Raw genomic sequence first — 22,049 nt, 5'->3', positions numbered from 1 at the left:
CCTCGACCAACTGACCCGTCCACAGACCACCTACCCGGAGAAACACCCATGAGCCGTACCTCCTTCAACGGCGGATGGCAGTTCCGCGCGAAGTTCAATCCGTTCGCTGAGCTGGGCCGGATCACCATCCCCTATCAGGACGTGACCCTTCCGCACGACGCCATGATCGGCCGGGCGCGTGACCCGCAACTGCACTTGGGCGCCGGCACCGCCTACTTCCCCGGTGGCGCGTACGAGTACCGCAAGACGTTCGATGTGCCGGAGGATCTCGCGGGAAAGCGCGTCGTCTTCGAGTTCGAAGGTGTGTACCGCGACGCCATGATCCACGTCAATGGCGACTACGCCGGCCAGCGCCCTTATGGCTACTCGCGCTTCCTGATCGACGCGACCGATCTCGTCCGGGCCGGGGGCGAGAACGAGATCCACGTCGATGCCCGAAACCACGGCGACGGCCGGTGGTACACCGGCGCGGGCATCTACCGAGACGTCTGGATGCACGTGCTGGAGCCGGTCCACTTCGGGATCGATGGGATCCGGATCCGGACGCCGGACATCGAGCCGGCACGGGCGATGACAGACGTGGAGATCACCGTCGTCAACGACACGGCGGCGCTGCGCACCGTCGATGTCCGTTCGGAGATCGCGGATCCGTCCGGCGAGGTGGTCGCGTCGGGGGCTTCCCGCGTCACGCTGCTTGCCGGGGAGTCCGCGGTCACCCGTCACCGGCTGTACGTCCCTTCGCCGGCGTTGTGGAACGTCGGCACTCCCCGCCTGTACACCTGCTCCACCGAGCTGCGTGATCAGAACGAGCAGCAGCTCGAGACGCGCACCATCTCCTTCGGCATCAGGCGCCTGCAACTCGACCCGAGAGCCGGCCTGCGTATCAACGGCGAGACGGTCAAGCTGCGCGGGGCCTGCGTGCACCACGACAACGGGATCCTCGGCGCGGCCACCGTCGCCGCGGCGGAGGAACGCCGCGTCCGCATCCTCAAGGAAGCCGGCTTCAACGCCATCAGATCGGCCCACAACCCGATCAGTCCCGCGATGCTGGACGCGTGCGACCGCCTCGGCATGTTCGTGCTCGACGAGGCGTTCGACGTGTGGACCCACGACAAGACCAACTTCGGCTACGCCGTCGACTTCCCGGAGTGGTGGGAGCGGGACCTTGAGGCCATGGTGGCCACGGACTTCAACCACCCCAGCGTGATCCTCTACTCGATCGGCAATGAGATCCCCGAGACGGGAACCCCGATCGGCGGGGTATGGGGGCGCAGACTCGCCGAGAAGGTCCGATCGCTCGACGACACCCGATACGTGACCAACGCCATCAACGGGATGCTCGCCGTCATGCCCGACGTGATGGCGATGATGCAGCAGCCGGACACGCCATCGGACTCGACGGACGGCCCCGGCATCAACACCCTGATGGCCGACGTGGGCGACTTCATGAACATGATCGGCTCGTCGGAACCCGTGACGCGGAAGACCGCGGAGTCCTTCGGCGTGCTGGACGTCGCGGGCATGAACTACCTCGAGAGCCGCTACGAAACCGACCGTGACCTCTTTCCGAACCGGATCATTCTGGGCACCGAGACGTTCCCGGGTCGGATTGACCGGAACTGGCAGCTCGTGCTGCGCAACGACCACGTGATCGGCGACTTCACCTGGACCGGCTGGGACTACCTCGGCGAAGTGGGCATCGGGCGCGCCCGCTACCCCGACGACGAGGCGCCGGGCGCGGCCCTCAGCGGTGACTATCCCTGGCTGGCGGCGTGGTGCGGCGACGTCGACATCACCGGATACCGCCGCCCCGCCTCGTATTACCGCGAGACCGTCTTCGGTCTCCGGAGCGGACCCTACATTTCAGTCCAGCGCCCGGAGCGCTACGGCCAGATCGTCGAGCTCGGCCCGTGGACGTGGAGTGACAGCATCTCCAGTTGGAGCTGGGACGGATTCGACGGCAAGCCGATCAAGGTGGAGGTGTACAGCGACGCCGACGAAGTCGAGTTGCTCATCAACGGGCGGTCGGCCGGGCGTCAGCCGGCGGGACCGGAGCACCGCTTCCGCTGCGAGTTCGACACGGTCTTCGAGCCGGGCACCGTCGTGGCGGTCGCGTATCGCCGCGGACGGGAGGCGGGCCGATTCAGCCTGACCTCCGCCACCGGCCCGGTAACGCTCAGCGCCGTCACGGATCGGAGCGTCGTGCGAGCGGACACCTCCGACCTCGCCTTCGTCGACATCCTCCTGGTCGACGGCGCGGGCAATCCGTTCACCATGGACCGCGACGTGACAGTCGAGGTTGACGGACCCGGCATCCTCATGGGGCTGGGCAGTGCCAACCCGGCGACCGAGGAGGGATTCGGCGCGAGCACCTGGCGGACCTTCGATGGCCGGGCACTCGCGGTCATCCGCCCGACCGGGCCGGGGAGTATACGGGTCGCGGTGACGTCCAAGGAGTGCGAACCGATCGACCTGATCATCGAGGCCGGCTGAGCCCGAGCGCGCGACCCTGCGACATCGCTCAGGCGGTGTCGCAGGACCTCACGTCGCTGATGACTCCCCCGCCGTTACGAGGACGGCGACCTCGGCGGCCGTCGCTGCCCGATGCCAAGGTTCGAGCGCACCGGTCAATAGGTGGCGCGGCCGCCGCTGATGTCGTAGACGGCGCCGGTGGAGAAGCTCACCTTGTCAGAGGTGAGCCAGGCGATGAGCTCAGCGACCTCCTCGGCGCGGCCGATGCGGCCCATGGGGATGAGGCTGGTGATGTGGGCCAGCGCTTCGGGGCCGGTGGTGGCGTTCATCGGCGTCTCGATGACGGCGGGGGCGATGACGTTGGCGAGCACGCCGCTGGTGGCCAGCTCCTTGCCGAGGGACTTGGTGAGCGCGATGACAGCGGCCTTGGAAGCGGAGTAGGGCGACATGTTGGGGTTGCCGTCCTTGCCGGCCATGCTGGCGATGTTCACGATGCGCCCCCAGCCACGTTCGCGCATACCGGGGACGAAGGCTTGGCAGGTGTGGAAGGTGCCTTCGACGTTGACGTCGAAGGTGCGCCGCCAGCCGTCGAGCGGGATCTCCCAGAGCGGGGCGTTGGGGCCGACGATGCCGGCGGAGTTGACGAGGATGTCGATCGGGCCGATCTGGCCGGCGGCGGCGTGGACGGCGATGGGGTCGGTGACGTCCACGACCAGGTCGGCGTCGTCGGCGATGTCGAGGGTGATGACGTTGATGCCGTCGGTTTCCAGGCGGATGGCGGCGGCCTTGCCCAGGCCGCTGACGCCGCCGGTGACAACTGCGGTGCGGGAGGAGCTCATGATGTCCTTTCAGTGGGATTCGCGTGGCACGTGATCGCCGCTGGAGCCGACGAGGAAGCCGAGGTCGGCGCCGGTGTCGGCCTGGCCGACCGTGTCGACGTAGAGGCGCTGCCAGCCACGCGCCGGGCGGGCGAATGCCTGAGTCATCGCGGGAGAAGGCCGGCGGGCGGCCAGTTCCCCGGCGGGGATGTCAATGTCGAGCCGCCGGTTGGGAACATCCAAGATGATCATGTCGCCCGTCTGCACAACCGCCAGAGGACCGTGCGCGGCGGCTTCAGGGGCGACATGCAGGACGACGGTGCCGTAGGCGGTGCCGCTCATGCGGCCGTCGCAGATGCGGACCATGTCGCGGACGCCCTGGGCGAGCAGCTTGGGCGGCAGGGGGAGGTTGGCGACCTCGGGCATACCGGGGTAGCCCTTGGGGCCGCAGCCGCGCAGGATGAGCACCGAGTCGGCGGTGACGTTCAGATCGGGGTCGTCAAGGCGAGCGTGCAGGTCTTCGATGGAGTCGAAGACGACGGCGGGCCCGCGATGCCGCAGGAGGTGGGGCGAGGCGGCGGCGGGTTTGATCACAGCGCCGTCGGGGGCGAGGTTGCCATACAGCACAGCGATGCCCGCGTCCTGTTGCAAGGGCTTGTCACGCGTGCGGATGACCTCGGGGTCGTGGATCGTCGTGTCGTCGAGGTGGTCGACGAGCGGGCGGCCGGTGACCGTGATCGCGGCGGGGTCGAGCAGGTCACGGACCTCATTCAGGACGGCGTGCAGGCCGCCGGCGCGGTGGAGGTCGTCCATCAGGAAGCGCCCGGCCGGTTGCAGGTCCACCAGCAGGGGAACGCCGGAGCCGGTGCGGTCGAAGTCGTCCTGGGTCAGCTCGACGCCGAGCCGGCCGGCGATGGCGAGCAGGTGGACGACGGCGTTGGTCGAGCCGCCGAGTGCGGCCAGGGCGACGACGGCGTTGAGGAACGAGCCGCGGGTCAGGATGGTGCTGGGGCGGCGTCCGGCGGCGACCATCTCGACGATGAGCCGGCCGGTTTCGTGGGCGCCTTCCAGGAGGCGGTTGTCCGGAGCGGGGGTGCCGGCCAGGCCGGGCAGGGTCATGCCGAGCACCTCGGCCAGCAGGCCCATGGTGGAGGCGGTGCCCATCGTGTTGCAATGGCCCTTGCTGCGGATCATGGACGATTCCGAGCGCAGGAACTCGGTCTGAGTGAGCGTTCCAGCGCGGACTTCCTCGCTGAGCTTCCACACGTCGGTGCCGCAGCCGAGCGGCCCGCCCCGGAAGTGGCCGGTGAGCATCGGCCCGCCCGGGACGACGACGGCGGGCAGGTCGACCGAAGCAGCGGCCATGAGCAGGGCGGGGATGGTCTTGTCGCAGCCGCCGAGCAGCACCACGCCGTCGATCGGGTTGGCACGCAGCATCTCCTCCGTCGCCATCGCCGCCATGTTCCGCCACAGCATCGCGGTGGGCCGGACCTGGGTCTCGCCGAGCGAGACGACCGGCAGGTTCAGCGGGACGCCGCCCGCCTCCCACACGCCGCGCTTGACATGCTCGGCGACGTCGTCCAGGTGATTGTTGCAGGGGGTGAGGTCGGAGGCGGTGTTGGCGATCGCGATGTGCGGACGGCCGTCGAAGGCGTGGGACGGCAGCCCGCGCCGCATCCACGCGCGGTGGATGTAAGCGTTGCGGTCGGCACCCGCGTACCACTGAGCGCTACGACTCCTCGCCATGAAGCAACCACTCTTTCCAATAATTGGAACATAGATCCGGTTGTCGGAATTTCCTATGAGATTAGCCCATATGCCATCACGACAGAAGCGCTCATTGAGGAGAACTTCCGTTTAGTGGAACGGTGGTCTAACCTTCGGAACGTGTCCTCGCAAAACGTGGCCGAGTCGGCGATCGATGCCGATGCCGGCTCCAGGCTGGTCGGGTCCGACCGCGTGCTGGCGGTGCTGGCCGAGCTGGCGCGCCATCCCGACGGGATCGGGCTGGAGGAGATGGCGCGCGCGGTGGCCAGCCCGAAGCCGACGGTGCATCGGGCGCTGGCCGCGCTGCGCCGGGCCGGGTTCGCCGCGCAGAACGATCACGGCCGTTACGTGCTGGGGGACGAGTTCCTGCGGATGGCCTTCGCGCACCACGAGGCGCGGCCCGATCATGTGCGTGTCGCGCCGGTGCTGAAGGCGCTGTGCGACCGTTACGGCGAGACGATTCACTACGCGGTGCTGGATGGGACGTCGGTGGTCTACCGGTCCAAACTCGACCCGTCTGCCGGGGCGGTACGGCTGACCTCGGTCGTCGGTGGCCGCAACCCGGCGCACTGCACGGCCGTGGGCAAGGTGCTGCTGGCCGAGGCCCTGCGGGACGAGGACGCGGTCCGCGCCTGGGTGGGGAACCGGACGCTTGAACGCCCCACCGAGCGCTCGATCGGCACGATCGAGGAGCTGCACGCCGAGCTGGTACGCATCCGCGAGCAGGGTTACGCCGTCGACGACCAGGAGAACGAGCCGGGCGTCAACTGCGTGGCGGTCCTGGCCTTCCTGACCTCGCCCACCGTGCCCAGCGGCGCGATCAGCGTCAGCGGCCTGGCCTACCGCACCCCATTGCGGACGCTTATCGACGACCTGGCCGCCATCCACGCCATTGCTTCCGGAGAGGATCCCTCGTGACGGAGGACCTGGCGGCCCACCCCGGCTCCGGCCGACTGTTCACGGCGAAGGCCGGCGCGCGCGACCTGCCCGCGCCCTACTGAGTCCCGCTCAACTGAGATTCGGAGAAGCACTCTTGTACCTGATGCGCATCGGCGCGCCCGGCGCCGAAAAGCCCGTCGTTCGCGTGGACGACACCCACTACGCCGACGTCTCCGACGTCACCCCCGATTTCGACGAGAAGTTCTTCGGCGCGGGCGGCACCGCCCTGCTCGCCCAGCCGGTGGCCGATCGGATCGCACGCGGCGAGGTCCACGCCTTCGCCGGTGAGCGCATCGGCGCCCCGATCGCCCGCCCCCACCAGATCCTGTGCATCGGCTTGAACTACAGCGACCACGCCGCCGAGACCGGTCAGGCCGTGCCGGACGAGCCGATTCTGTTCACCAAGTCGCCCAACACCCTCGTCGGCCCGTACGACGACGTCCGCATCCCGCGCGGCTCCACCAAGACGGACTGGGAGGTGGAGCTGGGCGTCGTGATCGGCAAGCGCACCTCCTACCTGGACTCGGTCGAGGAGGCGCGCGACGCCATCGCGGGCTACCTGGTGGTCAACGACGTCAGCGAGCGCGCCTTCCAGATGGAGCGCGGCGGGCAGTGGAGCAAGGGCAAGTCGGCCGAGACGTTCAACCCGGCCGGGCCATGGCTGGTCACCCCCGACGAGATCGCCGACGTCGGGAACCTGGGCATGTGGCTGGATGTCAACGGGGTGCGCCGTCAGACCGGCACCACCAAGACGATGATCTTCGACCCGTATTTCATCGTGCACCACCTGAGCCAGTTCATGGTGCTGGAGCCCGGCGATCTGATCAACACCGGCACCCCGCCGGGTGTCGGCATGGGCTTCACCCCGCAGGTCTGGCTGCAGCCGGCCGACGTCATGGAGCTCGGCATCGACGGGCTCGGCAGCCAGCGACAGAACGTCCTCGGACCCCGCTAGTGCGCGCACTGGTCCTGACCGGCCCGGGCAAGGCCGAGCTTCAGGAAGTCGAGCCCCCGCTCGCCGCGCCCGGCCAGGTGGTCGTGGACGTCGAGCGGGTCGGCGTATGCGGCACGGACGTGGAGCTCTACACCGGTGAGATGAGCTATCTGCACACCGCGTCGCTGCCCGCGCTGCCGTGGGATGCCGTCGTCGACGCCTCCAACGCGCCCGAGTTGCCGGCGTTCGCGCTGGAGCTCGTCGAACCCGCTGGACGAGTCGTCTACATCGGCCTGGCGGGCACCCCGTCCACGCTCGATACCCGTGATCTGGTGCTCAAGGACGTCACCGCCGTGGGCATCCTCGGCGGGTCGGCCGGCCTGGCCGGAGCCATCGCCGCCTACGCCGACGGCTCGGTCGACGCCCGCCCGCTCGTGGCCGCCACGATCGGCCTGGCTGAAACCGCCGACGTTCTGGCCGGGCACCGTCCCGCCGGGGCCGGGCCAGGACCGAAGATCCACATCGATCCGCGGCGATGAGCCCAAGTGATAGACCTGCGAAGAGAGCATCAGCGTGACCGATCCTGAATCTCAGCGGCTGAGCGCGCCCGACCCGGCCATCCTGGCCGCCGTAGAAGCGGCCGTCCCGGGTATCGCCCGTACGCGGGCGAGCGATCGGCTCGGCATGGCGCACGACGCCTCGCACTACCTGCTCACTCCGCAGGCGGTGCTGGTACCCGAGAGCGCCGAGCAGGTCGCGGCGCTGCTGCGGACCGGGCTGCCGCTGACCTTCCGCTCAGGCGGCACCAGCCTGAGCGGCCAGGGGGTGAGCGAGCATCTGCTGGTGGACACCCGGCGGCACTTCCGCTCGATCGAGGTGCTGGACGGCGGGGCGCGGGTGCGGGTGCAGCCGGGCGCCGTGCTGCGGCAGGTCAACGCCCGGCTCGCCTCGTACGGTCGCAAGCTGGGCCCGGACCCGGCGAGTGAGTCGGCGTGCACGATCGGCGGCGTCGTGGCCAACAACTCCAGCGGCATGACCTGCGGCACCCACGCCAACACCTACCGGACCCTGGACTCGATGACCCTCGTGCTGCCCACCGGCACGGTCCTTGACACCGCGGCCCCTGATGTCGACACCCGCCTGCGCGCGTTGGAACCCGAGCTGGCGGCGGGCCTGGATCGGCTGCGCGACCGGATCCGCGGCAACCCGGACTCGGTGCGCCGGATCACCGCCCAGTTCTCGCTGAAGAACACCATGGGTTACGGGCTCAACAGCTTCCTCGACCACGACAGCCCCGCGCAGATTCTCGCCCACCTGGTCATCGGCAGCGAGGGCACGCTCGGATTCGTCGCCGAAGCAGTCCTGCGCACGGTCCCGGCCCACCCCGTGGCCGCCACCGGCCTGCTCGTCTTCCCGACCCTGCGCCAGGCGATGGCGGCCATGCCCGAGCTGGTGGCCGTCGAACCCGCCGCCGTCGAGCTGCTGGACGCCGAATCCCTGCGCGTCGCCCAGACCGACCCCAAGGCGGACGACGTCCTGCGCACGCTGGCCGTGCACGAGCACGCCGCGCTCCTGGTCGAATGGCAGGAATCCGCCACCGACCGGCTCGGCGCGCGCGAACGCGCGGCCGAGCACGTGTTCGCCGAGCTGCGCCTGGCCGCCCCTGCCCGGCTCAGTAGGGACAGCGGCGGCCGGGCCGCGCTGTGGCACATCCGCAAGGGCCTGTACGCCACCGTCGCCGGAGCCCGTCCGAGCGGTACCACCGCCCTGCTGGAGGACGTCGCCGTCCCCGTGCCCGCTCTGGCCGACCTCTGCGACGACCTGACCGCCTTGTTCGCCAAGCACCGCTACGAGCGCAGCGTCATCTTCGGCCACGCCAAGGACGGCAATCTGCACTTCATGCTCAACGAACGCTTCGGCACCGACCTGCGACGCTACGCCGACTTCACCGAGGACATGGTCGAAGCCGTCCTCGGCCGCGGCGGCAACCTCAAGGCCGAACACGGCACCGGCCGAGTGATGGCCCCCTTCGTCCGCCGCCAGTACGGCGACGAACTCTACGAGGTCATGCGCGAGGTCAAGCGCCTGTGCGACCCGGCCGGCACCCTCAACCCCGGCGTCGTCCTTACCGACGACCCCGACACGCACCTGCGCGACCTCAAGACCGTCGTCACCGTCGAGCCCGAGGTCGACCGCTGCGTCGAATGCGGCTACTGCGAGCCCGTCTGCCCCAGCCGGGACCTGACCACCACCCCCCGCCAGCGCATTGTGCTGCGCCGCGAGCTCGCCGCCGCCCAAGCCGCCGGCGACCAGGAGCTCGCCCGGCAGTTGGAGCGCGAGTACCGCTACGACGCCGTGGACACCTGCGCCGTGGACGGCATGTGCGCCACCGCCTGCCCCGTCCTCATCAACACCGGCGACCTGACCAAACGCCTGCGCGCCGAACGCCATGGCCGCGCCGCGCAGGCGGGCTGGAAGAGCGCCGCGAAACACTGGGACGGCGTCACCCGGGCGATGAACCTGGCCCTGGACACCGCCGCGACGGTCGCGCCCAAGCTGGCCGAAGGCGCCGCCACGGCCGCCCGAGCCCTCACCGGCCCGGACTCCGTGCCCGCGTGGACCAGAGACCTGCCCCGAGGTGGGGCGCGCCGCCGCCCGGCTCCAGCCGAGAACCCCGACGCCGTCTACCTGCCGTCCTGCCTGAACACCCTGTTCGCCCCCGCAGATGGCGGCCCCGGCGTGATGACCGCCTTCCAGCGCCTGGCCCAACGCGCTGGCCTGCGCCTGCACATACCGCACGGGATCGCGAGCCTGTGCTGCGGTACGCCTTGGTCCTCCAAGGGCTATACCGACGGCCACGAGTCCATGGGCCGCCGCGTCCGGGACACGCTGCTGGCGGCCACCGGCAACGGCCGCATCCCCGTCGTCAGCGACGCCGCCTCCTGCACCGAAGGCTTCGACCACCTCGTTCCCACCCTCCAGGTGCTTGACGCGGTCGCCTTCACGGCCGAGCACATCCTGCCCCGCCTACCCGTCCCTCGCCGCCTGCCCTCTCTCTCCATCCACCCCACGTGCTCCTCCACCCGCCTCGGCCTGGACACCGCCCTCACCCGGATCGCCGAGACGATCGCCGATCAGGTCGTCGTCCCCGACGGCTGGCAGTGCTGCGCCTTCGCCGGCGACCGCGGACTGCTCCACCCGGAGCTGACCGCCTCGGCCACCCGCGCCGAAGCCGCCTCCGTGGTCAGCGCGAGCTGCGGCGCTCACGCCTCGGTCAACCGCACCTGCGAGCTCGGCCTGACCCGCGCCACCGGCCGGCCGTACCACCACCTCCTCGAACTCCTCGACCAAGCCACCGCCTGAGAACGTCCGAACCCACCGCGAATACCCCCACCTGCCCTGAGATCGACAGGGCCGGGATGTCCCAGATCTTGTCCCTGGAATCCGGAGACACTCCGCTCACGTGCGTGGTTGGTTAGGGTGAGCGGCCGAATGGTTCCCGGCGATGAAGGCGAAAACGCAGGATGCGCCGATGCTTGCTCCTCCGGCGGGGTAGGCGCGGCCCATGACCGAGGCCGTCGCGTTGCCCGTGGCGTACAGGCCGGGGATCGGGTCTCCGGTCAGACCCAGGACTTGTGAGTGTTCGTCGCAGAGGAGACCGCCGCTCGTCCCGACGTCGCCGGGGAAGATCTGGACGGCGTAGAACGGCGGCTTCGTGAGCGGCCCGAGGCACGGATTCGGCCCGTGGGTCGGATCGCCCATGTACCTGTCGTGAGCGCTCAGGCCGCGCCCGAAATCTTCGTCGACGCCGGTCGCGGCGAACTGGTTGAACCGGTCCACCGTAGTCGCCAACGTGTCGGCGTCGATGCCGCACTGCCGGGCGAGTCCGGCAAGCGTGGCGGCGCGCTTCATCGCCCCCTTGACCAGCCACTTCTTCGGGGTGAAGCCTGGGGGCATCATCGCGAACAGGTAGCGGGAGCGGTGCCGCGAGTCGATGATCAACCAGGACGGCACGCCGCCGCCGGTCTCCAGCTGGCGCCGGTACATGTGCTGGCCAACCTCCATGGAGGACCCGGCTTCGTTGAAGTAGCGCGCGCCACCCGCATCCACGATGATCGCTCCCGGCCTGGCCCGCTCCTGGATGACCATGGCCAGGGCTCCGTCGGGCTTCAGCAGGGCCGGCACCCACCAAGCCTCGTCCATCAGATCGGTCGCGGCGTTGAGCTCTACGGCCCGCTGCATGACCTCACCGGTGTCGCCCGGATTGGCGAGCGTCCATTGCGCGTTGTTCGGCTGGTCTGCTCCGTGCTTGGCCCGCATCTTCGGGTTGTGCGCGAACCCGCCTGAGGCGATCAGCACGCCGGCGCGTGCGCGTACCCGGAGGCGGCGTCCGTCGCGCTGCACGACGATGCCGAGCACCCGGCCATCTTCCTGGACCAGGTCCACGACGGCAGCCTCGGTCCAGATGGGGACGCCTCTGCGCAGCAGCACCTCCAGCAGTTGGGCGATCAACGCTCCGCCGTTCGAGGTCATGCGCCGCCCCCGCAGGCGAGCGGCCATCGTGCGCGCTCCAACCGCCATCGCCTTGAGCATGCTGCGCGGGCTGACCCGGATCAGGGTCAGTGCGCCGGCCTCGCCGGTTCGTACCACAAGTGGAGCGGCGATCGCCGGGCGTAGTCTGCCCGCGAGTGAGCGGAGGCGCTTGGTGTCGGTCGGGACTACTTCGATGGCCCGCCCGCGTGCACACCCGCCTGCGAATCCCGGTACGTCCGCGTAGTAGTCGCTGTAGCCCTCACACCGGGCGAACTCGATGCCCTCCCGTTCCAGCAGGTGGACCATCTTGCTGCCCTCGATCACGTAACTACGGCGACGGGCATCCGAGGACGCCGGTCCGGCGTCTCCCACGACGGAAGCGAAATAATCCAAGGCCGCTTCCAACGAGTCGGGCACGCGTTCTCGCTGCATGAGCGGATTGTCAGGCAACCAGAGGACACCCCCCGATATGCCCGTGGAGCCACCGAGGAACTCGCTCTTCTCCACAACCAGCACGTCCATACCCGCCGCGCTGGCCGCCACCGCGCCGCACAGACCGCCACCGCTTCCGACGACGAGGAAATCGGTCACATGGTCCCAGTCGGCCATGCCTCACCTGCCTTCAGATCTGTTTCTGGCCGCCGTCAACGTAGAGGTTCGAGCCGGTGACGAAGCTGCTGTCCTCGGTGGCCAGGAAGAGCGCCACGCCGGCGACCTCGGCCGCATCGGCCACCCGGCCGAGCGGGATACCGCCGGCGATCATGTCGAACAGTCCCTCGGGCTGGTCCGGGTCAGGTGCCTTCGCGGCCAGACCCGGCGTCTTGACGGCGCCCGGGGAGATCGTGTTCACCCTGATGCCCCGGCCTTTCAGCTCGTTCGCCCACGTACGAGCGAAAGAGCGGACCGCGGCCTTGGTGGCGGCGTACATCCCGAACGCCTCGCTCCCGCCGTCGGCGGCGATCGAGCTGAGCAGGATCACCGACGCGCCGTCATTGAGCAGCGGCAGCGCTTTCTTCACGGTGAACACCGTGCTGCGGATGTTGGTGTCAACGGCCTGATCGACGTGCTCCTCGGTGGTCTGCTCCAGCGTGGCGAGCTCGCCACCACCCGCGTTGGCCACCAGAACGTCCAGCCGGCGGCCGTCGGCGGTGATCTGGGCATAGAGCCGGGCGAGGTCACCCAGATCGGTGGCGTCGGCTTGGATGCCGGTCGCGTCCGGCCCGATCCGCTCGACCGCGTCGTCGAGTTGCGGCTTGCGGCGACCGGTCACGTAAACGTGGGCGCCCTCGGAGAAGAAGCGCTGTGCGATGGCCATGCCGATGCCTGCCGACGCGCCCGTGACGAGCGCGGTCTTGCCTTCGAGTCTTTGCATGGGATGCTCCTCAGGGGCGCATGGTGGTGCCGCCGTCGACGCAGATCGATTGGCCGGTGATCCATTCAGAGAGATCTGAGAGCAGGAACGCGACCATCGCGCCGATGTCGGTCGCCCTGCCGTGGCGGGGCGCGGGTGTGGTGGCGAGGATCATGTCCCGATATTTCGCGGGCAAGTTCAACTTGGTCTGCTCGGTGAGGACCAGGCCTGGCGATACGGAGTTGGCCCGCACTCCGGATTTGCCGTACTTGCGGGCGATGTGGCGGGTGAGCGCGCCGATCCCGGCCTTCGTCACCGAGTAGGCGACTTTGTCCTCCATACCGGCATAAGCCGCGTTGGAGATCGCGTTGACCACCGACCCGCCACCCGCCGCGACCATGTGAGGGATCGTGTGCTTGAGGGTCAGCAGGTAGCCGGTCAGGTTGACATCCATTGTGCGCTGCCATGCGGCCAGGTCGATGTCGACGGCGTTCGTGTCCCTGATGACCTCGTCGGGGTGAATGTTGGCGGCCACGTTGAACAGGCCGTCGATCCTGCCGTATTCCTTGGCCGCGAGGTCGATCTGGCTCTTGACCTGCTCTTCGTTCGAGATGTCGACGGCCATGGCGATTCCCTCGCCGCCCGCATCCGTGGCGGCCCGCACCGTGCGTTCGGCGGCCGCCTCGCTGATGTCGCCGACGATCAGCTTCGCACCGCCCGCGCCCAGGAACTGGGCGGTCGCGGTGGCGATTCCCCCAGCTCCTGCGAAAATGATGACCTTGTCCTTGAGGCCTTCCATATCCGTGCACTCCTACGAGTCTTGTGACCAGATGCCGCAGCGGCGCTGTGCTCAGTTGAAGACGACGACGACCTTGTCCGTCGCGCCCGGGTCGCCGGCCAGCTCGAGCGCGCGCTCGACCTCGGTGAAGGGCACCTGGTCGCTCACGATGACGGCGTATTTCTCCCAGTTGTCGACGATGTCGTCGGTGACCTCGAAGATCTCGTCGGGGTGCCCCATCGCCATGGCGATCGTGAGCTCGGTCGCGAGAATGTCCTGGAAGTCGACTTCGATGGGCTTCTTCTGCACGCCGACGACGCCGAGGCACGCACCCAGCTTGGCCACCCGCAGCACGGTCTCGATCACCGCGGACGCGCCGGCGGCGTCCAGGTAGATGTCGGTACCTGGGCGTCCGCCACGGCCGAAACCGTCCCGCGCCTCACCGTGGAGCTCGATCAGGCGGGCGACGAGGTCCTCCTCGGCGGAGTTGACGACCGCGTCCGCGCCGATCCGCAGGGCCTTCTCCAAGCGGTTCGCCTGGAGGTCGACCACCACGACATGGCCGACGCCCGCCCGCTTGTAACCGAGCAGCGCGCCCAGCCCGATGGGCCCGGCGCCGAAGACGACGACCTTGTCGCCGGGCTTGGGCCGGGTACGGTTGACGCCGCGCAACGCCACCGCCATGGGCTCGTTCAACGCTGCGACGTGCCACGGAACGTGGCCAGGAATGACCTTGAGATTCCCGCCCGCGACGGCGTTTCGCACCACGATGAAGTCGCTGAGCGCCCCCTGCGCGCCGCCGCCACCCATGATCGCGTCGGGTACGCCCATCGGGTCCACCACGACGTGATCGCCGACCTTCACGTCGGCCACGTCCGGTCCTACGAACACGACCTCGCCGGCCGGCTCGTGCCCGAGCGGAGTCTGGCTCTGCCCGGGAACGATGCCGCCCTCGCGCACGGCATGCGGATCGGCGCCGCAGACTCCGCACGCCTTCATCTTGACGAGCACGTCCGCGGGCCCCGCCACCGGGTCGGGAACCTCCAGAACCTCGACCTTGCCGGGACCGGTGACCATGAGGGCCTTCATCGGCCTGCTCCCGTCGGTGCGGTGCGGTGCCAATGTTCGTGCGTGAAGCGGCGGATCTCGTCGGCCTGTTCACGGTCTTCGGGGGCCTGGCCGAGGAACATGCCGTGGCCGGCGGCCTCCCAGACGTGCAGATCCGCCGGTACGCCGGCCGCGCGCAGCGCCCGATGCATGCGCACGGTGTCCGACAGCAGCCGATCCCGGGTGCCGCTGAGCAGGAGAGCCGACGGGAAACCCTTGCTGAAGTCGCCGAACAGCGGCGACAGGTAGGGGTCGCGCAGATCATGACCATCGGCGTAAAGCCGGATGGCCGGGGTCAGGTCACCGATCAGCATGCTGTCGAGGCCGTCGTTGGTCTGCAAGGTGTCCCCGGCTCCGGTCAGATCGGTGGCCGGCGTGTTCAGCACCACCGCCGCCGGCAGCGGCAGACCCTCGTCACGGGCCCGGAGCATCAGCGCGGCCGCCAGGTTGCCGCCCGCCGACACCCCACCGACGATGATCTCCTCCGCGCGGCGTTCCTCAAGCAGGGCCCGGTAGGCGGCCAGGCAGTCGTCCAACGCCACCGGGAAGCGGTGGTCGGGCGGCATCCGGTAGTCGACCGCCCACACCCGCGCGCCCACAGTGGTCGCGGTGAGGGCGGCCGTGGCCCGGCACATCACCCCGCCGCCCTGAGTCCAGGCGCCACCATGAATGTCGAGGTACACCCGGCGATCCTCCGGCGCGGTCCCATCCGGAGTGACCACGTAGACGGGGAAGCCGTCCAGGTGGATCTGCTCCACCCCCTCGGCCATACCGGCCAGTGCCTCGCCGAACATGTCCACGACGTACCTGTCCTGCGCGACGATCATCTTCCGCCAGCCGTCGATGTCATCCAGCGGCGGATAGTCGACGATCGGCCCGGCCATGCCGCGCGCCAGGACCGCCTGGGCTTCCGCACTCGGTGAGGCGGGCACCGGGATGACCCGGGCCGGAAGGCGGATCGCCGGGCGCTCGTCATCGGTCGTCATCACACATCTCCTCGTATGCCCAGCCTTTGTCGGCTTGCGTCCTAGTGATCCGGACGCCCGCGCGACAGGGGGAAATGATCTTGCGCCGTACATCTAACTTGCACGTGCTAGTGCGAGCACGCTACCAGCGTCTGAAAGGTGTGCCAACAGCCCCGTTCCGGACGAAGTGACTACCGGCCTCCGGCGGTCGACTCGCGGGCGACCACCCTCACCTCGCCGTCGAATCCACCAGGCGGAAGAGCGCGGCCGTCGATCGCGTGCAGCGCAAGCGCCGCGAAGTAGCGACCGGCGCCGACATCGTCGATGTCCACGCTGGAGATCGAGGGGACGAACATGGCCGCCAGCGGGGTGTCATCGTGACCGATCACCGACAGGTCGGCGGGCACGCCGAGACCCGCGCGGATCGCGGCACCGACCACCATCGCCGCGACGTCGTCGTTGTAGGCCACGACACCGGTCACGCCCGCCGAGCGCCAGTGCCTGACCGCGTCGGCGGCCGAATCGTCGAGATAGTCGGCCGTCCGCACGTCGAGCGGCTCCAGACCGAGCCGGTCGACGGCCCGCTGTGCCGCCCGTAGCCGGGCCTCCTGCAGCGGAGACGTGCGCGGATCCGTGCTGGCCGCGAAGGCGAGCCGGCGATGGCCGAGCTCATGCAGATGCTCGACCTGCAGCGCCGGCCCAGAGGTGATGATGACTGCGTCATCCAGCGATCCGAGATGATCCGGGTCAGGCAGAATCCTCGTGACCCCACTGGCGCGCATGGAAGCCACCTCTTCCTCGTCGAACGGCCACAAACCCAGAACGACGTCCGGGGCGAGCAGTTCCCACAAAGGGCGCGCCCGGTTCGTGGCCTGGCGAGCGTAGATGGCCAGGGAAAAGCCGGCCTCGTCCACCGCCAGCGCGGCCTCCTCCAGGTGCCTGCGCAGCCGGTACTCCATCCGCCAGTCCGGGATCACCATCATGATCACCTTGCTGCTGCCCCGGCGCAGATCCTGCGCAGCCCGATGTGGCCGGTAACCGAGACGCTCGGCCTCGCCGAGCACCCGCTGACGGGTCCGTTCGGAAATGGTCTGCCCCGGAGTGTTGTTCAGCACGAACCCGACCGTGGCCCGGGAGATGCCCAGCGACCTGGCCACATCCGCCGCCGTCACCCGCCTACCGGCCTGCCCGCTCACCGGCCCCACTCCTCAAGGCTGACCTTGCAGCCAGTTGGGCAAGCCTAGCTTGCACGTGCTATTTGCCGTGTGAATAGTGTACGTGAGGTGCCGTCGTCGACTCTCATCGGCCGACATCGGGTGCGTTTCTGATGAGCAGCCAGCTTCATGCAAGGACCAGGGCCTCGATTGATCCTCGACGGTGATCAGGGGCTCGGCCGGAGCACCGTCCGCCGCCGTGGCAACGAGGCGGATCTTGCCGGTGCCGCTCGGGCGCAGGACAGCGAGCGGCACTTAAGGGGTCGGAGCGTGGGGGGTGGGAGCCCGCGCGTCAGCTCCCACCCCTCGTGCCTGTCGGTTAGTCAGAGGTGATGACCTCGGTCGCCGCCGTTTCACCTGACCTGATGGCGCCCTCGATGTAGCCGTACCAGCCGGTTGCCGTCTCAGCCCCGGCCCAGTGGATGCGGCCCACCGGGGTGCGGAGCGCGTGGCCGTACTGGGTCCAGGTGCCGGGCGGGAAGACGGCGGAGTAGGCGCCGCGCGTGTGCTGCTCGGCGCCCCAGTCCTGCTCGGTGTAAGCGATCGGGGAGGCGGCCGGTGGGCCGAACAGCTGGGTCAGCTGATCGAGGACCGCTGCCCGGCGCTGGTGTGCGGGGCGGGCGGTCATGGCGCGGGCCTCGGCTCCTTCGATGAAGCCGAGCAGGATGCCCGGTTCGCCCGAGCGCGGGCTACTGTCGAAGACCGCGCTGATGGGTCCGCGCAGGCTGGTGGCTTGGCCGCTGAGTCCGGACGAACGCCAGAACGGCTCCGGGTAGACGGCCACGCACTTGATCACGCTGCCCATGGGCAGCCGCTGGGTCAGCCCGTCGCGGGCTGCCGGCAGGGCCGGTTCGTAGGTGATGCGGCCGGACAGCGTGGGCGGGATGGCCACCACGACGTGCGCCGCCCGCCAACTCCGTTCCCTGCCGGCGGTTACCTCGACGCCGTGCTCATCCTGGACGATGTGATCGACCGGGGTGCCGAGGTGGATACGGTCGCCGAGCCGGCGCGCGAGGCGGACGGCCAGTTCGTGCGCGCCGCCGTCGAGGCGGTCCTGTTGCGCGCCACCCTCCACAGCGATCACGCGTTGCATGCTTCCGGCGGAGCGAGCGTAGAACAGCGCGTGCAGCAGGGACAGCTCGCTTGGCTGGCAGGACCAGACCGCCTGGCAGGCCATGGTGAACAGCCGTCGCCCGGCCCGGGTCCACGTGGTGCGACGGATCCAGGTTTCGAGTGTCTGGCCATCCAGGGCGGCGGCGTCGGGGCTACGCCAAGGCGCCTCGGTGTCGATCCTGCGGGCGAGCCGTTCGAACCGGGCTTGCGCCTGGGCGGCGTCCAGCAGGGCGAGCGGGCTCAGACGCGGGATGGTGCCCCGGTAGCGCCGTACTCGCCCGGTTGTGGTCTCGACCAGGTGGTGGCCCTGCCCGTACGTGGGGAAGACCGGCACGCCGAGGTCGGCGGCCAGCGCGTACGCGCGGTCTTGCCCCGGGCCGAGGAACTGCCCGCCCAGTTCGATGCTCTGGCCGTCGATCTCGGTGCTGAAAGTGCGGCCGCCGACGCGATCGCGAGCTTCCAGCACGACGACGTCCAGGCCATGGCGATGCAGGTCACGGGCGCAGGTCAGGCCCGCCAGGCCCGCACCCACGACGATCACGTCGACAGAGCGGACGGATGGGTGGTCGGACATGTGTTTCTCCGGTGGGTCGGGTCATGCCCCGGACCACGATCCGCCACCCGGTCGGGTGCGGACGTGTCCGTGGCATGACGGACACGCCAGCGCACCCACCGACCACCACGGCGCTGACCTGTATGAGGTTAATTGTCCCGGCTGATCTTACCCACGTCGGTTGTCGCCCGGCGCCATGACCACCATGTCGCGGGCCGGCGACCGCTCGGGCAGAGGAACGGCGTACATCGCGCACTTGTCAATTCCACTATCGGGTACTAGCGTACCCAAAATCGTACCCAATATAGTAGCCCTTGCGTTCCGAGGTGAACCCGCGATGGACCTCTCCGATCCCGGCCCGGCAACTGATCCGCTTGACCGAGTCCACGAGCTGGTCGCCGCCTACAGCGATCCGCGCGCCGGCGTCGCCCACCTGCTCTGCGATCGGCACCCGGCTGATGCGGTCGCCTACACCGTGGTCGAGCCGGACATGTCGGCCACCGTGCTCACCTACGGTCGGCTCAGGGCTGAATCCGAACGGTTCGCCGCCGCTCTGGCCGATCTGGGGGTGGGGCCGGGCGACCGAGTGGCGACGCTGATGGGCAAGAGCGCCGACTACCTCGTTGCGTTGCTCGCGGTCTGGCGGCTCGGCGCGGTGGCGGTGCCGCTGTTCACCGCGTTCGCGGCGCCGGCGATCGCGCTGCGGTTGCTGGCCGGCGGCGCCAAGGTCGTCATCTGCGACGACACGCAACGGCCGAAGCTCGACCCGGGTGACGACATCCCAGCGGACGCGCCTTGGCGGATCATCGTCAGCGGCAGCGGCGGCGAGCTGAACTTCGCCGAGCTGGTGTCCGCGCACGAGCCCGGATACCCGGCGGCCGCCCTGGGCGGAGATGCGCCGATCTTGCACATCTTCACGTCCGGCACGACGGGCCGCCCCAAGGGAGTCGTCGTGCCCGCCGCGGCGATCGCCGGCTTCCGCCTCTACGCCGAGTACGGCTGCGGTGTCAGGCGGGACGACGTCTTCTGGAACGCGGCCGATCCCGGCTGGGCCTACGGGCTGTACTTCGGTGTGATCGCCTCGCTCAGCCTCGGGGTGCCGAGCATCCTGCTGCACGCCGGGTTCTCACCTGAGCTCACATGGCGGGTCATGGACGAGTTCCGGGTCACCAACTTCACCGCCGCGCCGACGGTATACCGATCGCTGCGCGCTTCCGGCGTCCCGGTGCCACCGGGTCTGGCGCTGCGCTGCGCCTCCAGTGCGGGCGAGCCGCTGACGCCCGAGGTCAACGCGTGGGCCGAGCAGACGTTCGGCATCCAGGTGCATGACCACTACGGGCAGACCGAAGCGGGGATGTTGATCAACAACCACCAGTTCCCGACGCTGCGCCGACCGGTGCTCGCCGGATCGATGGGACATCCGATGCCCGGGTGGAGCCTGCACGTGCTGCACGAGGACCGCGACGAGATCGCGCCCGCCGGCACCATCGGCCGTATCGCCGTCGACATCGCCGCCAGTCCGCTGGCCTGGTTCCGCGGCTACGAAGGCGACCCGACCAAGAGCGCGGAGAAGTTCAGCGCCGACGCCCGGTGGTACTACACCGGGGACGTCGGCCGCGTGGACGAGGAGGGCTACTTCCACTTCTCCTCCAGGGACGACGACGTCATCATCATGGCCGGCTACCGCATCGGGCCGTTCGAGGTCGAGTCGGTGCTGGTCACACATCCCGCGGTGACCGAGTGCGCGGTGATCGCCGCGCCCGACGAGGTCCGCGGCGAGGTTCTGGAGGCCTTCGTCGTTCTCCAGGACGGGGAGGACGCCTCCGACGCGCTGATCACCGAACTCCAGCAACTGGTCAAGAAGCGGTTCGCGGCACACGCCTACCCACGCGCGGTGCACTTCATCGACCAGTTGCCGAAGACGCCCAGCGGGAAGATCCAGCGCTACCTCCTGCGCGCACAGCGGAAGAGCGACCTGGCGGCTCGCCCGTGACCGCTGCGGTTCTTTCCGAACAGGCCGGACCTCTGCGCTGGATCCGGCTCAACCGCCCCGGCAGACGCAACGCCCTCGATCCGCAGCTCATAGGCGCGTTCGACGAGGCCGTCGCCGCCGCGATGAGCGATCCGCACACCGAGGCGGTGGTGGTCGCCGGGAACGGGCCCAGTTTCTGCGCCGGAGCCGATCTGCGTCATCTCCTGGGACTGGCCCGCACCGGCGGGGATCCGCTGACGTTCCTCGGCTCCGTCTCGCGGTCCTTCGCGCGGCTGGAGTCTGCGCCGAAACCCGTCATCGCGGCCGTGCACGGGCATGCCGTCGCCGGTGGGCTCGAACTCGCGCTGGCGTGTGACGCGGTCGTGGCCCGAACGGGCACGCTCATCGGCGACGGGCACATCCGCAACGCTCTCCTGCCCGGCGCCGGGTCGAGCGTACGGCTGGCCCGCAAGGTCGGTGAGCCCCTGGCCCGGCGTCTGATGCTCACCGGTGAGCTGCTACCGGCCGAACAGTTCCTGCCGAGCGGCTTCGTGCAGGCCATCGCCGCGGTTGGAGAGTTCGACGCGGTGGTGACGGCGGTGGCGAACTCCTTCACCGGGATGCCGGCCGGCTGCCATGGACGGCTGAAGCAGCTGCTCGACGACCCGGACACGCCGAGTGCGCTGCTGAGGGAGCTCGACATGTTCGCCGAACACTGGCGCGAGCAGGACATCGCCGCGCAGCTGACCCACTTCTTCGACCAGCGAGCCATGAGGTAGCACCGTGCGACGTTATGAGAACCGGGTCGTCCTGATCACCGGGGCCGGGCAGGGGCTGGGCCGGGCGATGGCACGGCGGTTCGCGGCGGAGAGCGCGCTGCTGGCGTTGTGCGACGTCAACGAAGCCGCTGTCAAGGAGACGTCCGCCGAGTGCGACGGCAGCGACGTGCGCCCATCGGTGGTGAACGTCGCCGATGCCCAGCAGGTCGACCGGTGGATCGCGGACACGCTCGCGGCCTTCGGCCGGGTGGACGTCCTGGTGAACAACGCCGGGGTGATCCGGGACAACCGCCTGGAGCGAATGACCGATGACGAGTGGGACGCCGTGATCGACGTCAGCCTGCGCGGCATGTTCCACTGCACCCGGGCCGTGTTCGCGGAGATGAAACGGCAAGGGTACGGCCGGATCCTGTCCTTTTCGTCCATGTCCTGGCGAGGCAACTTCGGGCAGGCCAACTACGCGGCCGCGAAGGCGGGTGTGGTGGGCCTGGCCCGCACGATCGCCCTGGAGGGCGCCCCGCACGGTGTGACCTCGAACGCCATCGCACCCGGCCTCATCGACACACCGATGCTGGCCTCGATGAACGCCGCCGCCCGGGCCAAGCTCGCCGGCCGGGTGCCCATGGGCCGCATCGGCGACCCGGCGGACATCGCCGAGGCCGCGGCGTACCTGTGCTCGGAGTCGGCGGCGTACGTGACCGGCGTGGTGCTCGACGTGGACGGCGGCATCAGCATCGGCAGCACCCTGCGCTGA

At 69.4% G+C, this 22,049-nt stretch carries 17 protein-coding genes; 8 read left to right on the top strand and 9 right to left on the bottom strand.

Annotated elements, in window-relative coordinates:
• Positions 1-48: 48 nt before the first annotated feature.
• On the top strand, positions 49-2,493 hold the full coding sequence (locus AB0F17_RS22085; protein WP_358025695.1) for a glycoside hydrolase family 2 TIM barrel-domain containing protein: 2,445 nt from the start codon (positions 49-51) through the stop codon (positions 2,491-2,493).
• A 134-nt stretch (positions 2,494-2,627) separates the two neighbouring features.
• Here the strand turns inward: AB0F17_RS22085 and AB0F17_RS22080 are convergent, their stop codons facing one another.
• Entirely contained in the window at positions 2,628-3,311 is a 684-nt protein-coding gene (locus AB0F17_RS22080; RefSeq protein WP_358025693.1) for an SDR family NAD(P)-dependent oxidoreductase, read from the bottom strand.
• A 9-nt stretch (positions 3,312-3,320) separates the two neighbouring features.
• Entirely contained in the window at positions 3,321-5,036 is a 1,716-nt protein-coding gene (locus AB0F17_RS22075; RefSeq protein ID WP_358025691.1) for an IlvD/Edd family dehydratase, read from the bottom strand.
• Between the two features lie 141 nt (positions 5,037-5,177).
• Between AB0F17_RS22075 and AB0F17_RS22070 the strand changes: the two genes are divergently transcribed.
• From AB0F17_RS22070 to AB0F17_RS22055, 4 genes are all read left to right on the top strand, one after another.
• Positions 5,178-5,975, top strand: a complete 798-nt coding sequence (locus AB0F17_RS22070) for an IclR family transcriptional regulator (protein ID WP_358025689.1) — start codon at positions 5,178-5,180, stop codon at positions 5,973-5,975.
• Positions 5,976-6,090: 115 nt separating this feature from the next.
• Entirely contained in the window at positions 6,091-6,951 is an 861-nt protein-coding gene (locus AB0F17_RS22065) for a fumarylacetoacetate hydrolase family protein (protein ID WP_358025687.1), read from the top strand.
• A complete protein-coding gene (locus tag AB0F17_RS22060; RefSeq protein WP_358025685.1) occupies positions 6,951-7,469 on the top strand; it encodes a zinc-binding dehydrogenase in 519 nt (172 codons plus the stop codon). The genes AB0F17_RS22065 and AB0F17_RS22060 overlap by 1 nt, the downstream gene beginning before the upstream one ends.
• A gap of 34 nt (positions 7,470-7,503) precedes the next feature.
• The gene (locus tag AB0F17_RS22055) at positions 7,504-10,293 is read left to right on the top strand and encodes an FAD-binding and (Fe-S)-binding domain-containing protein (protein WP_358025683.1); all 2,790 of its coding nucleotides are present in this window, start codon (positions 7,504-7,506) and stop codon (positions 10,291-10,293) included.
• A gap of 96 nt (positions 10,294-10,389) precedes the next feature.
• Here the strand turns inward: AB0F17_RS22055 and AB0F17_RS22050 are convergent, their stop codons facing one another.
• From AB0F17_RS22050 to AB0F17_RS22020, 7 genes are all read right to left on the bottom strand, one after another.
• Positions 10,390-12,072, bottom strand: coding sequence for an FAD-dependent oxidoreductase (locus AB0F17_RS22050; RefSeq protein ID WP_358025681.1), 1,683 nt, complete (start codon positions 12,070-12,072; stop codon positions 10,390-10,392).
• Positions 12,073-12,085: 13 nt separating this feature from the next.
• Positions 12,086-12,835, bottom strand: a complete 750-nt coding sequence (locus AB0F17_RS22045; RefSeq protein WP_358025679.1) for an SDR family oxidoreductase — start codon at positions 12,833-12,835, stop codon at positions 12,086-12,088.
• A 10-nt stretch (positions 12,836-12,845) separates the two neighbouring features.
• Complete coding sequence (locus AB0F17_RS22040) at positions 12,846-13,613, bottom strand: SDR family NAD(P)-dependent oxidoreductase (RefSeq protein ID WP_358025677.1); 768 nt, start codon at positions 13,611-13,613, stop codon at positions 12,846-12,848.
• Between the two features lie 51 nt (positions 13,614-13,664).
• A complete protein-coding gene (locus AB0F17_RS22035; protein ID WP_358025675.1) occupies positions 13,665-14,681 on the bottom strand; it encodes a zinc-binding dehydrogenase in 1,017 nt (338 codons plus the stop codon).
• Positions 14,678-15,685, bottom strand: a complete 1,008-nt coding sequence (locus AB0F17_RS22030) for an alpha/beta hydrolase (RefSeq protein WP_358025673.1) — start codon at positions 15,683-15,685, stop codon at positions 14,678-14,680. Before AB0F17_RS22030 ends, AB0F17_RS22035 begins: the two co-directional genes overlap by 4 nt.
• Positions 15,686-15,855: 170 nt before the next feature.
• Positions 15,856-16,860: a LacI family DNA-binding transcriptional regulator gene (locus AB0F17_RS22025; protein WP_358025671.1), complete on the bottom strand. Its 1,005-nt coding sequence runs from the start codon at positions 16,858-16,860 to the stop codon at positions 15,856-15,858.
• Positions 16,861-17,197: 337 nt separating this feature from the next.
• On the bottom strand, positions 17,198-18,565 hold the full coding sequence (locus AB0F17_RS22020; protein ID WP_358025669.1) for a flavin monoamine oxidase family protein: 1,368 nt from the start codon (positions 18,563-18,565) through the stop codon (positions 17,198-17,200).
• A gap of 316 nt (positions 18,566-18,881) precedes the next feature.
• Here AB0F17_RS22020 and AB0F17_RS22015 point away from each other — a divergent pair, with 316 nt between their 5' ends.
• From AB0F17_RS22015 to AB0F17_RS22005, 3 genes are read left to right on the top strand one after another with little or no spacing between them, the layout of a single operon-like run.
• Positions 18,882-20,537, top strand: a complete 1,656-nt coding sequence (locus AB0F17_RS22015) for an AMP-binding protein (protein WP_358025667.1) — start codon at positions 18,882-18,884, stop codon at positions 20,535-20,537.
• Positions 20,534-21,295, top strand: coding sequence for an enoyl-CoA hydratase/isomerase family protein (locus AB0F17_RS22010; RefSeq protein ID WP_358025665.1), 762 nt, complete (start codon positions 20,534-20,536; stop codon positions 21,293-21,295). Before AB0F17_RS22015 ends, AB0F17_RS22010 begins: the two co-directional genes overlap by 4 nt.
• Positions 21,296-21,299: 4 nt before the next feature.
• Positions 21,300-22,049 carry an SDR family NAD(P)-dependent oxidoreductase gene (locus AB0F17_RS22005; RefSeq protein WP_358025663.1) on the top strand — a complete coding sequence of 250 codons (750 nt, stop codon included), beginning with the start codon at positions 21,300-21,302 and terminating at the stop codon, positions 22,047-22,049.

This window comes from Nonomuraea sp. NPDC026600, assembly GCF_040638335.1.
Taxonomy (GTDB): Bacteria; Actinomycetota; Actinomycetes; order Streptosporangiales; family Streptosporangiaceae; genus Nonomuraea.
Note: the sequence above shows the minus strand (reverse complement) of the source record. Positions and strands in the feature narration are given on the sequence as shown.